The sequence below is a fragment of the Actinokineospora guangxiensis genome (assembly GCF_042657845.1).
GTDB classification, from domain to species: Bacteria; Actinomycetota; Actinomycetes; order Mycobacteriales; family Pseudonocardiaceae; genus Actinokineospora; species Actinokineospora guangxiensis.
In genome coordinates, this window is the sequence record NZ_JBHSKF010000021.1 from 1 (window position 1) to 13,596 (window position 13,596).

15 protein-coding genes are annotated in these 13,596 nt (G+C 72.8%); 7 read left to right on the plus strand and 8 right to left on the minus strand.

The features are described from left to right. The coding region (locus ACFPM7_RS28710) for a fasciclin domain-containing protein (RefSeq protein WP_378250958.1) at positions 1-296 on the plus strand (296 nt) is incomplete at its 5' end. A gap of 296 nt (positions 297-592) precedes the next feature. Here the strand turns inward: ACFPM7_RS28710 and ACFPM7_RS28715 are convergent. Next, on the minus strand, positions 593-934 hold the full coding sequence (locus ACFPM7_RS28715; RefSeq protein WP_378250959.1) for a hypothetical protein: 342 nt from the start codon (positions 932-934) through the stop codon (positions 593-595). Between the two features lie 217 nt (positions 935-1,151). Here ACFPM7_RS28715 and ACFPM7_RS28720 point away from each other — a divergent pair, with 217 nt between their 5' ends. Both ACFPM7_RS28720 and ACFPM7_RS28725 read left to right on the plus strand, forming a co-directional pair. After that, positions 1,152-1,769 carry a DUF47 domain-containing protein gene (locus tag ACFPM7_RS28720; RefSeq protein WP_378250960.1) on the plus strand — a complete coding sequence of 206 codons (618 nt, stop codon included), beginning with the start codon at positions 1,152-1,154 and terminating at the stop codon, positions 1,767-1,769. A 1-nt stretch (position 1,770) separates the two neighbouring features. Then, positions 1,771-2,766 (plus strand): inorganic phosphate transporter, encoded by a 996-nt coding sequence (locus tag ACFPM7_RS28725; RefSeq protein ID WP_378250961.1) that lies wholly within the window; start codon positions 1,771-1,773, stop codon positions 2,764-2,766. Between the two features lie 28 nt (positions 2,767-2,794). Here ACFPM7_RS28725 and ACFPM7_RS28730 read toward each other — a convergent pair whose 3' ends face one another. The 3 genes from ACFPM7_RS28730 to ACFPM7_RS28740 are packed head-to-tail and all read right to left on the minus strand — an operon-like array spanning position 2,795 to position 4,869. Then, positions 2,795-3,445 carry a cation efflux transmembrane domain-containing protein gene (locus ACFPM7_RS28730; protein WP_378250962.1) on the minus strand — a complete coding sequence of 217 codons (651 nt, stop codon included), beginning with the start codon at positions 3,443-3,445 and terminating at the stop codon, positions 2,795-2,797. After that, on the minus strand, positions 3,442-3,768 hold the full coding sequence (cmtR, locus tag ACFPM7_RS28735; protein WP_378250963.1) for a Cd(II)/Pb(II)-sensing metalloregulatory transcriptional regulator CmtR: 327 nt from the start codon (positions 3,766-3,768) through the stop codon (positions 3,442-3,444). Before cmtR ends, ACFPM7_RS28730 begins: the two co-directional genes overlap by 4 nt. A gap of 27 nt (positions 3,769-3,795) precedes the next feature. Beyond that, the gene (locus ACFPM7_RS28740) at positions 3,796-4,869 is read right to left on the minus strand and encodes an alkene reductase (RefSeq protein WP_378250964.1); all 1,074 of its coding nucleotides are present in this window, start codon (positions 4,867-4,869) and stop codon (positions 3,796-3,798) included. 95 nt (positions 4,870-4,964) lie between these two features. Here ACFPM7_RS28740 and ACFPM7_RS28745 point away from each other — a divergent pair, with 95 nt between their 5' ends. The 4 genes from ACFPM7_RS28745 to ACFPM7_RS28760 all read left to right on the plus strand — a co-directional run bounded on the left by ACFPM7_RS28745 (position 4,965) and on the right by ACFPM7_RS28760 (position 9,026). Further along, positions 4,965-5,390 (plus strand): MerR family transcriptional regulator, encoded by a 426-nt coding sequence (locus ACFPM7_RS28745; RefSeq protein WP_378250965.1) that lies wholly within the window; start codon positions 4,965-4,967, stop codon positions 5,388-5,390. A gap of 160 nt (positions 5,391-5,550) precedes the next feature. After that, positions 5,551-7,785 (plus strand): catalase, encoded by a 2,235-nt coding sequence (locus ACFPM7_RS28750; RefSeq protein WP_378250966.1) that lies wholly within the window; start codon positions 5,551-5,553, stop codon positions 7,783-7,785. Positions 7,786-7,794: 9 nt separating this feature from the next. Next, positions 7,795-8,826, plus strand: a complete 1,032-nt coding sequence (locus ACFPM7_RS28755; RefSeq protein WP_378250967.1) for an iron-containing redox enzyme family protein — start codon at positions 7,795-7,797, stop codon at positions 8,824-8,826. Continuing rightward, a complete protein-coding gene (locus tag ACFPM7_RS28760; RefSeq protein ID WP_378250968.1) occupies positions 8,823-9,026 on the plus strand; it encodes a CDGSH iron-sulfur domain-containing protein in 204 nt (67 codons plus the stop codon). Before ACFPM7_RS28755 ends, ACFPM7_RS28760 begins: the two co-directional genes overlap by 4 nt. 54 nt (positions 9,027-9,080) lie before the next feature. On the opposite strand, the gene ACFPM7_RS28765 is transcribed toward ACFPM7_RS28760, so the two are convergent. From ACFPM7_RS28765 to ACFPM7_RS28780, 4 genes are all read right to left on the minus strand, one after another. Next, positions 9,081-9,467: an STAS domain-containing protein gene (locus ACFPM7_RS28765; RefSeq protein ID WP_378250969.1), complete on the minus strand. Its 387-nt coding sequence runs from the start codon at positions 9,465-9,467 to the stop codon at positions 9,081-9,083. 257 nt (positions 9,468-9,724) lie between these two features. After that, positions 9,725-11,956 carry a rhamnogalacturonan lyase family protein gene (locus ACFPM7_RS28770; RefSeq protein WP_378250970.1) on the minus strand — a complete coding sequence of 744 codons (2,232 nt, stop codon included), beginning with the start codon at positions 11,954-11,956 and terminating at the stop codon, positions 9,725-9,727. 313 nt (positions 11,957-12,269) lie between these two features. After that, positions 12,270-12,923 carry an anti-sigma factor family protein gene (locus tag ACFPM7_RS28775; protein WP_378250971.1) on the minus strand — a complete coding sequence of 218 codons (654 nt, stop codon included), beginning with the start codon at positions 12,921-12,923 and terminating at the stop codon, positions 12,270-12,272. Continuing rightward, positions 12,920-13,444 carry a sigma-70 family RNA polymerase sigma factor gene (locus tag ACFPM7_RS28780; protein WP_378250973.1) on the minus strand — a complete coding sequence of 175 codons (525 nt, stop codon included), beginning with the start codon at positions 13,442-13,444 and terminating at the stop codon, positions 12,920-12,922. The genes ACFPM7_RS28775 and ACFPM7_RS28780 overlap by 4 nt, the downstream gene beginning before the upstream one ends. Positions 13,445-13,596 lie beyond the last annotated feature (152 nt).

Sequence of the window (13,596 nt, forward strand, 5' to 3'; positions counted from 1 at the left end):
TCACCGTGTTCGCGCCGGTCGACGACGCCTTCAAGAAGATCGACGCCGCGACCATCGAGAAGCTCAAGACCGACGACGCGCTGCTGTCGAAGATCCTGACCTACCACGTGGTGCCCGGCCAGAAGGCCCCCGACGCCATCGCCGGCGAGCAGACCACGGTCGAGACCGGCACGGTCGAGGTCACCGGTTCCGGTGACAGCCTGAAGGTCAACGACGCCAACGTGATCTGCGGCGGCGTGAAGACCGCCAACGCCACCGTGTACCTGATCGACACCGTCCTGATGCCCAAGATGTAACTCCACGGCCACGGCGCTCCCCAGCCACTTCGGCAGGGGAGCGCCGAAGCCGTTTCCGGCCAACCGCACGGATATCGCATTCCCACGTCTTCTCCGCGAGCGGAAGAGACTGGTTGACAGAGTTCTCTGTGCACAATGTCGCGCACCCGTCACCGGCGATCCCGGGGTAGGCCAGTGATGGTCCACACCGGACCTTCCGGTTGACCTGGAGTTGCCGCCCGCCGAACCCTGCGGGGCGTTTGAAGTGCGCCGGCCCGCGTACCGGCCCGCCGGAGAAGACGGCCGCCCAGCCGGACCTAGCCCGTCCAGCCCTGCTGCTGATCGGCGCGGCGCGAGTCCGTGCGTGCGGAGGCCGCGTGCGCCAGCTCGGCGACGCCCTCGGCGACGTTGCCGTCGGCGTGCCGCGAGCGCACGACGATCCGGCAGCGGTCGATGCTCTCCTCGTGCACGGTGAGCTGACCGCGGGCCTCGGTCTCGCCTTCGGCGCCCCAGCTGACCGTTCTCGCCGACGGGTCGGCGTCGCACCAGCCCACCTCGCCGCCGGTGATGGCCGTCGGCAGGTTCGCCGGGTCGGCGGCGTGCTGGTAGACCTCGTCCGCGGGGATGTCCGCGGGTGCCTCGTACTCGTGGGTGTCCATCGTCGTCTCCTCGGATCGCTGGGTAGGTCGTACCCCGGAAAGGCGGCCGGGAAGCGTCCGGTCGACGAGGCCCGCGGTCCTGCCCCGCTGCTCTCGCCCAAAGGGACGAAACAGACGATTGACCTGCGAGGCGACCGGCGGGCGGGCGCGCGCGGCACGGGGCCATACACTCCCGCGGGCGCGGACGACCGGTCCGCTTCTCACTCGGGGGTGCTCGATGCGGTTCACCGTCCTTCCGACGGAAGGCGTCTTCTACGAGCTGTTCGCCAAGTCGGCCGGGCACCTGGTCGAGGGCGCGCGGCTGCTCGGCACCCTGGTCGAGGAGGGCGGGGACACCGAGGAGCTGGCCGTGCGGATGAAGGAGATCGAGCACCGCTGCGACGAGGTGACCCACGAGGTCATCCGGCGGCTGAACTCCACGTTCGTCACCCCGTTCGACCGCGAGGACATCTACCGGCTCGCCAGCGGGCTGGACGACGTCATGGACGACATGGACGCCGCGGCCGACTACCTGCACCTGCACAAGATCGGGGAGCTGCCGCCGGGGGTGCCCGAGCAGGTCGCGGTGCTGCGCCAGGCCGCGGACCTCACCGCGGCGGCCATGCCCAGGCTGCGCACGCTCAAGGACCTGGACGAGTACTGGATCGAGATCAACCGGCTGGAGAACGTCGGCGACGGCATCTACCGCAGGAGCCTGGTCGCCCTGTTCGACGGCACCTACGACGCGCTGGCCGTCATGCGCCAGCGCGACGTGGTCGAGCAGCTGGAGGCGGCGATCGACGCGTTCGAGAAGGTCGCGAACATCGTCGAGCAGATCGCGGTCAAGGAATCCTGAGGTGGAGTTCGCGCTCGTCATCGCGGTGATCGTGATCGCGCTCGCGTTCGACTACACCAACGGCTTCCACGACGCCGCGAACGCCATCGCCACCTCGATCTCCACCCGCGCGCTGACCCCGAGGGTCGCGCTGCTGCTCGCCGCCGTGATGAACCTGCTCGGCGCGCTGGTCGCCGAGGGGGTCGCCAGCACGATCGGCAGCGGGATCATCACCCCGCCGGAGGACTCGCGGGGCATGACGATGGTGCTGGCCGGGCTGGTCGGCGCCATCACCTGGAACCTCATCACCTGGTGGTTCGGGCTGCCGTCCTCGTCGTCGCACGCCCTCATCGGCGGGCTGATCGGGGCCGGGGTCGCCGGGGCGATCACCGTGCACTGGTCGGTCATCCTCGGCAAGGTCGTCATCCCGATGGTGCTCTCGCCGCTGCTCGGGTTCTGCCTGGCCTACGCGGTCATGGTCGGCATCGCGTGGGCGTTCCGCCGCGCGTCGCCGAGCCGGGTCAACCGGGGGTTCCGCCGGGGCCAGTCGGTGTCGGCGGCGGCCCTGGCGTTCGGGCACGGGCTGCAGGACGCGCAGAAGACGATGGGCGTCATCGTGCTCGCGCTGGTCACCGCGGGCCTGCACACCGGCACCGGGGTCCCGCTGTGGGTGAAGATCGCCGCGGCGACCGCCATCGCGCTGGGCACCTACGCCGGGGGCTGGCGCATCATGCGCACCCTGGGCAGGCGGGTCATCAAGCTGGACCCGGCCCGCGGCGTCGCGGCCGACGTGACCGCCTCCAGCGTGCTCTACGTGATGGCGATCGGCCTGCACGCCCCGATCTCCACGACCCACACCATCAGCTCGGCCATCATGGGCGTCGGCGCGACCCGGCGGCTCTCGGCGGTGCGGTGGGGCGTGGCGCGCACGATGGTCACCGCCTGGATCCTCACGATCCCGGCCAGCGCCCTGCTCGCCGCCGCGACCTACGGGGTGCTCACGCTGTTCATCGGCTAGGGCGCGCAGCCCGCCCTGGCAGCACCGCCTAGCAGCAGTGCTCGCCGCGCCAGGCGGTGCGGCCTTCGCGGACGGCCACGGCGGCGATGACCAGCGCGGCGACCGGGTCGGCCCAGTGCCAGCCGAACGCGGAGTTGAGCAGGAGCCCGACCAGCAGGACCGCCGAGAGGTAGGTGCACAGCAGGGTCTGGTGGGAGTCGGCGACCGCGCTCGCCGAGCCGAGTTCGCGGCCGGCGCGGCGCTGGGCCGCGGACAGGAACGGCATGACGACCAGGGAGACGGCGGCCAGCACGATGCCGACCGTCGAGTGCTGGGCCTCCTCGGCCCCCAGCAGGGCGCGCACGGACTCGACGGTGACGAACGCGGCCAGGGCGAAGAAGGACAGCGCGATGACCCGCAGCGCGGCGCGTTCGCGGGCGCGCGGGTCCGCGCCGGAGAACTGCCAGGCGACGGCGGCGGCCGAGGCCACCTCGATGACGGAGTCGAGCCCGAAGCCGATCAGCGCCGTCGAGGACGCGATCGTCCCCGCCGTGAGCGCGACGACGGCCTCGACCACGTTGTAGGTGATGGTCGCGGCGACCAGCAGCCGCACCCGCCGGGTGAGCACCGCGCGCCGCGCGGGGTCGCCCTCCCCGCCGCGGCACCCGTCGGTGCAGGACGCCGCTGGATCGGGGTTCACCGGTCCGCCTCGTTCAGGCACGGTTCGGCGGTGTCGACGGCGAGGACGACCTGGACCAGCTCCCGCAGCGCCCTGGCCAGGTGCTCGTCAGCGAGCGCGTAGCGGACCTGCCTGCCCTCGTAGGCGGCCACGACCAGCCCGCAGCCGCGCAGGCAGGCCAGGTGGTTGGAGACGTTCGACCTGGTCAGGCCCAGGGCCTCGGCCAACTGTGCCGGGTAGCTCGTCCCGTCGAGCAGCGCCACGAGGATGCGGCAGCGGGTCGGGTCGGCCAGGGCCTTGCCCAGGCGGGCCAGGGCGCTCTCGCGCGTCTCACACCTCAGCACACGCGCAACAGTACAGTCGCCGCTGTATTAAGCCGAGTGCTGGTACGCCGGGTACGTCAGGTAGCCGTGGTCGCCGCCCTGGTAGTAGGTCGACTCGTCCACCGGGGCCAGCGGCAGCGCGGCGCGCAGGCGCTCGACGAGGTCCGGGTTGGCGATGAAGGCCCGGCCGAAGCTGATGAGGTCCGCGCCGAGGCCGAGCCAGTGGGCGGCTTCGGCGTGGCCGGTCTGCTTGGCGCCCAAGGGCAGGACCGGGTTCATGATCAGGGTGCCCGGCCACAGCGCGCGCAGGGTGCGCAGGGTCGGCTCGTCGGTCGTGGCCTCCAGGTGCAGGTAGGCCAGGTCCAGCGGAGCCAGCTCGGCGAGCAGCGCGGCGTAGAGCCGGGGGGTGTCGGTCTCCTCGACACCCCAGAAGGTGGCGCCGGGGGAGAGGCGGATGCCGGTGCGGTGGGCCCCGACGGCCGCCACGGTCGCGGTCGCGGCCTCGACGGCGAAGCGGACGCGGTTGGCGACGCTGCCGCCGTAGCGGTCGGTGCGGAGGTTGGCGTTGCTGGAGAGGAACTGCGAGATCAGGTAGCCGTTCGCGCCGTGCAGCTCCACACCGTCGAAGCCCGCGTCAACGGCATTGCGGGCGGCCTCGGCGTAGGCCTCGGCGTGCTCGGGCACCTCGGCCGTGGTCAGCGCGCGCGGGACCGGCGCGGGCTGCGGGCCGGCGGGGGTGAAGACGCCGCCGGACGCCGCGACGGCCGACGGGCCCACCGGGATCTGCCCGATGGTGTCCGGATGGGAGACGCGCCCGCCGTGCATGACCTGGGCGAAGATCCGGCCGCCATTGGCGTGCACGGCGTGGGTGACCTGTCGCCACGACTCGACCTGCTCGCCGGTGTGCAGGCCCGGAGTGCGCGGGCTGGACTGGCCGATCGGGCTGGGCTGAACGCCCTCGGTCACGATGAGGCCCGCGGTGGCGCGCTGGGCGTAGTAGGCGGCCATGGACGCCGTCGCCAGGCCGTCCTCGCCCGCGCGGGCCCTGGTCATGGGCGCCATGACCACCCGGTTGGGCAAGGTCAGCTCGCCGAGCCGGTGGCTGTCGAAGAGGGACGTCACGTCGGTGCTCCGTTCGTCGGGATCACCGCTACGCTAGAAGCTGACATCCGTGTCAGCTTCTACCTTCTGTGCCGCACGTCACCCGGGGAGCAGCCATGCGCATCGGCGAGCTGGCGGCGCGGTCGGGCGTCAGCGTCCGGTCCGTGCGCTACTACGAGCAGCAGGGCCTGCTGACGAGCACCCGCAGCGCGGGCGGCCAGCGCCACTACGTGCCCGGCGCCGTCGACCGGGTCGTGCTGATCCAGCGCCTGCTGGCCGCCGGGCTGACCAGCCGCACGATCGCCGAGGTCCTGCCGTGCGTGGACTCGCCGAGCGCGCAGAACGCCGACGCCGCCTTCGCCCGGATGACCGGTGAGCGCGACCGGCTCACCGGCCACATCGCCGACCTCGTCCGCACCCGCGACGCGCTCGACGAGCTGATCGCCGTCAACTCCGCCTACCGGGCAAGCCTGCGCGCGGTGGCATCGGAGCGGGTGGCCGGGGAGCGGGACGGGAAGCGGCGCCAGGCTCCAGTCGCCTGAGCGCCCCCGGTAGGCGCCGTTCTCCGCGCGGGCGGCCCGGACGGGCGCGGTCTGGTTCGTCCTGAGTGGACACTGGTGGGTGACCCGTGGAACCGTCAGGCATGGTTCGGGCGCGAACGGGTATGCCCTCTCGACCGGATGACGACGCGAGGAGCGGTTCGTGGATCTGAAGAAGCCCGCCAAAGCCGTCAAGGCCGCGCTGGACAAGGCCGTGGAGAAGGTCGCCGAGCTGGTCGACCCGCCCATCCCTGGCTCGCCCGGCAGCGGGACGCCGGCGGTGGCCGAGCCGACGGAGCCGCGCGACCCGCTGCCGCCCAAAGCCGACCAGGCCGGACCCGCCACCGTCACCGCCACGGGCACGCCGACCGGCGCGCCGCCCGAGGCCGTCGCGCAGGGCTGCCCGTACCTGACCACGGCGCAGGGGCTGCGCCTGCACGACACCGACCACTCGCTGAAGGCCGGTGAGCGCGGCCCGACGCTGCTGCAGGACCACCACCTGCGCGAGAAGATCATGCACTTCGACCACGAGCGCATCCCGGAGCGCGCCGTGCACGCGCGCGGCGCGGCGGCCCACGGGGTGTTCACCGGGTACGGCAACGCCTCGCAGGTGTGCAAGGCCGGGTTCCTCGGGGCGGGCGTGGAGACTCCGGTCTTCGTGCGGTTCTCCACCGTCGTCGGCTCGCGCGGCTCGGCCGACACCGTGCGCGACACCCGCGGCTTCGCGGTGAAGTTCTACACCGGCGAGGGCACCTTCGACATGGTGGGCAACAACATCCCGGTGTTCTTCATCCAGGACGGCATCAAGTTCCCCGACGTCGTGCACGCCGCCAAGCCGCACCCGGACCGCGAGATCCCGCAGGCGCAGAGCGCCCACGACACGTTCTGGGACTTCGTCTCCCTGCACACCGAGGCCACCCACCACGCGCTGTGGGTGATGTCCGACCGCGGCGTGCCGCGCTCCTACCGGATGATGGAGGGCTTCGGCGTCCACACCTTCCGGCTGGTCAACGCCGACGGGGGGACGGTGCTGGCGAAGTTCCACTGGAAGCCCAAGGCCGGGGTGCACTCGCTGGTGTGGGAGGAGGCGCAGCTGCTCAACGGCGTCGACCCGGACTTCCACCGCCGCGACCTCGCCGACGCCATCGAGGCGGGCGCGTTCCCGCGCTGGGAGTTGGGCGTGCAGTTGCTGCCCGACACCCCGAAGCAGACTTTCGAGGGCATCGACCTGCTGGACTCCACCAAGATGGTGCCCGAGGAGCTGGCTCCCGTGCAGCCGATCGGCATGCTCACCCTCAACCGCAACCCCACCAACTACTTCGCCGAGACCGAGCAGGTCGCCTTCCACCCCGGCCACCTCGTGCCCGGCATCGACATCACCGACGACCCGCTGCTGCACGCCCGCCTGTTCTCCTATTTGGACACCCAGCTGACCCGGCTCGGCGGTCCCAACTTCGGCCAGATCCCGATCAACCGCCCGCACGCCCCGGTCAACGACATGCTCCGCGACGGCTTCCACCAGGACGCGGTGCACGGCGGGGTGGCGCCCTACCGGCCCAACAGCCTCGACGGCGGCAACCCGTTCCCGGCGACCGAGGCCGACGGCGGCTACGTCGAGGTGGCCCAGCCGGTGGCGCGCGCGACGAAGGTGCGGGCCAACCCGGCGTCCTTCGCCGACCACTTCTCCCAGCCGAGGCAGTTCTGGCTGAGCCTGAGCCCGGTCGAGCAGGCGCACGTCGTGCGCGCGTACACCTTCGAGCTGGGCAAGTGCTACGAGCAGGCCATCAAGGAACGCCAGCTCCAGGTGCTGGCCGAGATCGATCCCGACCTGTGCGCCAGGGTCGCCGTCGGGCTCGGCCTGCCCGCCCCCGTGGCCGCCAAGCGGCCGGGGAAGGTCACCCCGAGCCCGGCGTTGTCGCAGGTCGGCGGCTCGTGGCCGGTGGACGGGCGGACGGTGGGGATCGTGGTCGACCCGACCGGCATGGACGGGGTCGGCGCGGTGCGTACGGCCGTGCTGGCCGCGGGCATGGTGCCGCTGCTCATCGCCGCGCACGGGGGCGAGCTGGAGGGCCTGGCGGTGCAGCGGACCTTCCTCACCGCCCGCTCGGTGGAGTTCGACGCGCTGCTGCTGGCCGCGTGCCCGCCGCCTGCGCCGGACGCCGAACCGGGCATCGGGGACGCCGCGGTCGACCCGAGGGTGGCGACCATGGTCCAGGAGGCCTTCCGCCACGCCAAGGCCATCGGCGCGTGGGGCGGCGGCCAGGCCGCGCTCGACGCGGCGGGATGCCCGGCGGAGGCACCCGGTGTGGTCGTCGGCGCCGACCCGTCGGCGGTGCTGTCCGAGGTGGTCGGTCTGCTCGGCAAGCACCGCGTGTGGGAACGGTTCCCGGTCGGCTGAGCAGTCGCGATGGCGTTTGGGGCCACGGTTGCCGGGTATCCCGGGACCGTGGCCCAGCGCATCCCCCAAGCCCGCGGCGAGCTGTCCGCCGCCGTCGTCGGCGTCCTGTCCGGACAGCCGGCCCCGCTCCCGCCGGTCGGCGACGCCGACCCCTTCGGCGAAGACCTGACCCTCGCCCTGCACCTGTGCTACGAGCTGCACTACCAGGGCTTCCCCGGCGTCGATCCGGACCTGGAGTGGGACGGCGAGCTGCTCGCGCTGCGGGTGGCGATGGAGCGCCGTTTCCTCGACGCCCTGCGCGAGGCCGTGCCCGCCCACACCGACGTCGCCGCCGCCATCGATCCGCTCCTGGTGGAGCAGGTCCCCGGGTCGGGCGTCTCGCACTTCCTGCGCGACAAGGGCAGCTGGTGGCACATGCGCGAGTTCTTCGCCCACCGCTCGGTCTACCACCTCAAGGAGGCCGACCCGCACGCCTGGGTGATCCCGCGGCTGCGCGGGCGGGCCAAGGCGGCGCTGGTGGCGGTGGAGTTCGACGAGTACGGCGGCGGGCGCGCCGAGCGCATGCACTCCCAGCTCTTCGCCGACCTGCTGGCCGCGGCCGAGATGGACACCGGTTACCTCGGCTACCTCGACGCCGTGCCCGCCCCGGCGATCGCGATCGTCAACATGATGTCCGCCTTCGGCCTGCGCCGGTCGCTGCGCGGCGCGCTGGTCGGGCACTTCGCCGTCGCGGAGATCACCACCGGGCCCAGCGCCCGCCGGATGGTCGAGGCGCTGCGGCGGATGTCGGCGCCTGAGGCGTGCGCGCACTTCTACGCCGAGCACATCGAGGCCGACGCCGTCCACGAGCAGGTCCTGCGCCACGACGTGATCGGCGGACTGCTGGCCGACGAGCCGGAGCTGGCCGCGGACGTGGTGTTCGGGGTGCTCGCCACCGAGCACCTGGAGGGCCTGCTGGCCGAACACCTGCTGGACTCCTGGCGCGTGGGCCGCACATCGCTGCGCACCCCGCTGCCCGAGCCGAGGAAGCTGGCCGGATGAGCGGGCCGACCAGGGTGCGGCTGACCGACGAGGGGCCGCTGCTGGTCGACGGGCCGGTCGAGGTCGTCGGCGCGGACGGCAGCGTGGTCCGCTCCGACCGGTTCACCACCGCGATCTGCACGTGCAGGCGCAGCCGGACCTATCCGCTCTGCGACACCGCGCACCGGCGGCGCGAACGCGTCACGGGCCCGGGTGACTGAGACCGCGCCCGCCATACCGCGCGACTGGCCCCGGGCCTCTCACCCGCGGCCCGGTCAGGACGCCAATGCCTGGTCGAGCGAGGCGTGCACGGTGAAGGCGGACGCCAGGTCGGTCAGGGTGAGAACGTGCCGGACAGGGCTGTGCTCGGCGGCGACGATGACCAGGTCGAACCCGCGCCCGCCCGCATAGCGCCGCCCGTTGACCAGCGCTCCCAGCCCGGCCGACCCGCAGAACCCGACCGCGCTCATGTCCACCACGAGGTGGCGCGCCGACTCCGCGAACGCCACGTCCACGGCCGCGACGATCCCCGTGGCCAGGCGCGCGGCATTCGAGGCGTCGATCTCGCCGCCGACCACCGCGACCACCGCGGCGCGCTCCGCCACGTGCTCCACCAGAACCCTCGTCGCGCCGGGTCTGGGCTGCTGGTCCGCCGTGGGCATCTCTCGGCTCCTCCTCAAGGGGATGGAGGCCGGGCCGTACGCGGACGCGCGCCACCGACCTCCCCGCCCGGCGCGGGAGCGCGGGCGCGGACGGCGGCATCGGGTTGAACCGCGGTTGGTGCGGCACGGTATCGGTCGGGCGGGAGCGGGACAATCACGCTCAGCGCCTGCCCGCACGGGCGCGCGCCGCGGTGGGCGGTCCCGGCGAGGACCGCCCACCGCGGCTCAGTGATGCGCCGTGCTCGCGTATCCGGTGATCAGCCCGCGTAGTGGACGTCCGGCCACGGCGGGGTGCGCATGCCGTCGCCGATGTGGAAGCTCGGGTGCGGCGGCTGGTTGTAGGCGGTGTTCTGCCAGGCGATCGCGACCCGGTACTGGGGGTCGTGCATCAGGGTCGGGATGCGGGTGGCGGTCTGGTGCGGGGTGGAGTAGACGCGTAGCGCCCGGTTGTCGCTGGTGCGCCACACGACTTCCTCGCGCCAGTCGCCGACGAGGTCCGCGCTCAGGACCGGGGTGGCCTTGGTGCCGTTGTTGGAGGCGACGCCGGAGCCGGTGAGCAGGCGGGTGTCGCCGCCGGTGCCGTACTTGTCGATGCGGGTCTGGTCGAGCAGTTCGCGGGTGGTGTCGCCGTCCCACCAGATCAGGAAGTTCGCCGAGGAGGGCTTGCGGCCGAGAGCCGTGCCGCGGGTGTCGCGCAGCGACGAGTCAGCCGACGACCACGACTCCGCCCCCGCGCTGCCTGCCCAGATGTCCCCGGAGACGCCGCGCCCGTTGTCGCCCGCGGGCGCGGTCTGCCACAGCCGCTGCCCGGTGCGGGCGTCGGCGAACCAGGTCGCGGGCTTCGAGGAGTCCTCGGAGACCTTGTAGTACTCCAGGCCCGGACGCGACGGGTCGAGGTCGCCGACGTGCCCGGCGTCGCCGTGGCCGAGGCCGGTGGTCCAGAGGCCGCGGCCGTTGTCGTCGATGGTGGCCGCGCCGTAGACGATCTCGTCGCGGCCGTCGGCGTCGACGTCGGCGACGGACAGGCTGTGGTTGCCCTGCCCGGCGTAGCCGGAGTTGCCGGAGGCGTTGGAGTCGAAGGTCCAGCGCTTGACCAGCAGGCCGTTGCGGAAGTCCCAGGCGGCGACGACGGCGCGCGTGTAGTAGCCGCGGGCCATGATCAGGCTGGGGCGCGTGCCGTCGAGGTAGGCGGTCCCGGCGAGGAAGCGGTCCACCCGGTTGCCGTAGCTGTCGCCCCAGGAGGAGACGGTGCCGCGCGGCGGGTCGTAGCTGACCGTGGAGGCCGCCGCGCCGGTGCGGCCGTCGAACATGGTCAGGAACTCGGGACCGGCCAGCACGTAGCCGCTGGAGTTGCGGTGGTCGGCGGAGGCGCTGCCGATGACGGTGCCGCGGCCGTCGCGGGTGCCGTCGGCGGTCTTCATCGCGACCTCGGCGTCACCGTCACCGTCGTAGTCGTAGACCTGGAACTGCGTGTAGTGCGCCCCGGCGCGGATGTTGCGCCCGAGGTCGATGCGCCACAGTCGGGTGCCGTCGACGCGGTAGGCGTCGATGTAGACGTTGCCGGTGGTCCCGGACTGGGAGTTGTCCTTGGCGTCGCTCGGGTCCCACTTCAGCACGAACTCGTAGTCGCCGTCGCCGTCGAGGTCGCCCACACTGGCGTCGTTGGCCACGTAGCCGCTGCCGGGCGAGGAGATCGGCACGTCCAGGTAGCCCGACCCGAACGCCAGCGACGCGCCCGACGCGGGCTGCTCGGCCCCGTTCACCACCGCGCGCACGGTGTAGGAGGCGTCAGCGGACGCGCCGCTGTCGAGGTAGTTCGTGGAGTTGGTGACCGGCGTCGAGGTCACCCGTGTCGAACCCCGGTAGACGTTGAACCCGGTCGTCGGCGAATCGCCTGCCAGCAGCCGCCAGCTCACCAGGTTCGCGCTGCCCGAGCGCACGCTGACCAGGCCGCGGTCCAGCCGCTCGACCTCCTTGGCCCCGGTCGGGTCACCCGGCCCAGGCCCTGGCGGCGGGGTCGTGGTGGTCGTCGTGGTGGTCGTCGTGGTTGTGGTCGTCGTGGTCGGCGGCGCGGTTCCGCCCGCGCACGTCGTTCCGTTGAGCGCGAACGACGTCGGCTCGCCGACCGTGCCGCCGCTCATCGTGCCGTTGAACCCGAAGGTCGCCGTGCCGCCCGTCGGGATGGCGGCGTTGTAGTCCACATTGGATGCCGTGATGCTCGCCCCGGACGCGGCGAACACCGCGTTCCACCCCTGCGTGTAGCGCTCGGAGCCGGGGAACGTCCAGCCCAGCCGCCACCCGCTCACCGGGTCGCCGAGGTTGGTGATGGTGACCTGGGCGGTGAACCCGCCCTGCCACTGGTTCTGCACCGCGAAGTCCACGGCGCAGCCGGGCGCCGCCGAGGCGATGCCCGCCACGACGACCCCGCTGGTCACCGCGGCGACCGCGCCCGCGGCGACTGTCCCGCGGGTCCTCTCCTTCTTGAGCACCGTTGCTCCTCTTCCCTGGTGGATCGGTAGTGGCCCATTGCGCCCGCGGTCCCAGGGCGTCGATCGCCGGACATCGCTCCCGGCGAGGCCGGTTGGGAGCGCTCCCGAAGAAGTATCGGTATCGAGTGAAACGTTTCGCAACACTTGACCCGCTCTTTCCTGCGCGTGAGCGGTGCTGGAGGTAGCGCTCAAGGAAAGATCGTGTGCACGTTCACAGCTTCTGTGACCCTCGATTGGCCCGCACCCGGCCGCCGCCGCGTTGACCGGAAGACGTCGGTGTCAACGCGCGCGTCTCCCCGTTCGGCCTAGCGCTTCAGAAGTCCGACCACAGCACCCGGCCGCCCTCGCCGTCGACGACCTCGAAGCCGTCGGCCTCGGCGCGCGGCACCGAGCTGTTGAGGGTGCACACCATCGGCGACCGCCCGGTGCCGATGAACTCCCCGGCCGCGACCCGCGCGCCCGCCGAGTCGGTCACGAACACCCGGTACACCCGCCCCGCGGCGAATCCGGAGCCGCTGAGCCTCACCTCGACGCCCCAGGTGTGCGGGACGAGGTCGGCGCTGGCCCGCACCGCGGGGTCGGCGGCGAGCACGGCCACCGGCTCCAGCGGGACATCCGGCGGCGCGGGGTGCGCCCACCACCCCACCCCGAACCCGGCGGCCACGGCCACCGCGGCCGCCGCGGCCGGTCGCGCCCAGCGCCGCCACGACCGCCGTCGCTCGGCCCGTACCCGCTCCAGGATCGCCTCGGCCAGGCCGGGCGGGGGCTGCGGGACCGGGTCGCCGAGGCGGTCCGGGTCGGCGCTGGCCAGGGCGTCGGCGGCGGGGCGCAGCTCGGCCAGGACGGTCCGGCAGTCGGCGCAGCCTGCGAGGTGGGCGTCGATGGCGAGGCGCTCGTGCGGGCCGAGCAGGTCAAGGGCGTAGGCGCCGAGGGATTCGCGGAGCCCGCGGTGCGCGTCGTCGGTCACGGCTCCACCCCCATCTCCTCCAGAACGACCCGCAGGGCCTTGAGCCCGTAGAACAGCCTGCTGCGCAGTGTGCCCGGCGGGATGCCGCACTCCGCGGCCACCTCGGCGGGCGGACGCCCGCGCAGGTGGGTCTCGACCAGCGCCGTGCGGTGCTCGGGGGAGAGCCTGGTCAGCGCCTCTTCGACCAGCCACGCGTCGATCGCGCTCTCGTCGAAGGCGGGGGTCGAGCGGCCGCCGTCGACCACCAGGCCCAGCGCCCGCGCCGGGCGGGCGGTGTGCCTGCGGATCTCGTCCACGACGACGTGCCGGGCGATGGCGAACAGCCATACCCGCAGGCTGGCGATGTCCGGGTCGAACTTCTCCGCCGAGCGCCACGCCCGCAGGAACACCTCCTGCACCACGTCCTGCGCCGAGGCGTCGTCGCCGAGCTGGCGCAGCGCGAACCGGTACAGCTCCGGCCCGTGCGCGCGGTAGGCGGCGTGCAGCGCCTCGTCGGAGGCAAGTCCGCCGCGCCTGCCCATGCCACCCCCTCGTGCGTGTCCGGGGTGTATTCGGAGCCGGGGCCGCCGGTGTTCACCCGCGCGGAAGATTTCTGCCGTCCGGGTGACACCGGTGAACGCGGGCGGGGTCGGGCACGAATGCAGCACCGCACCGACCACCATCGCCGAAAGGA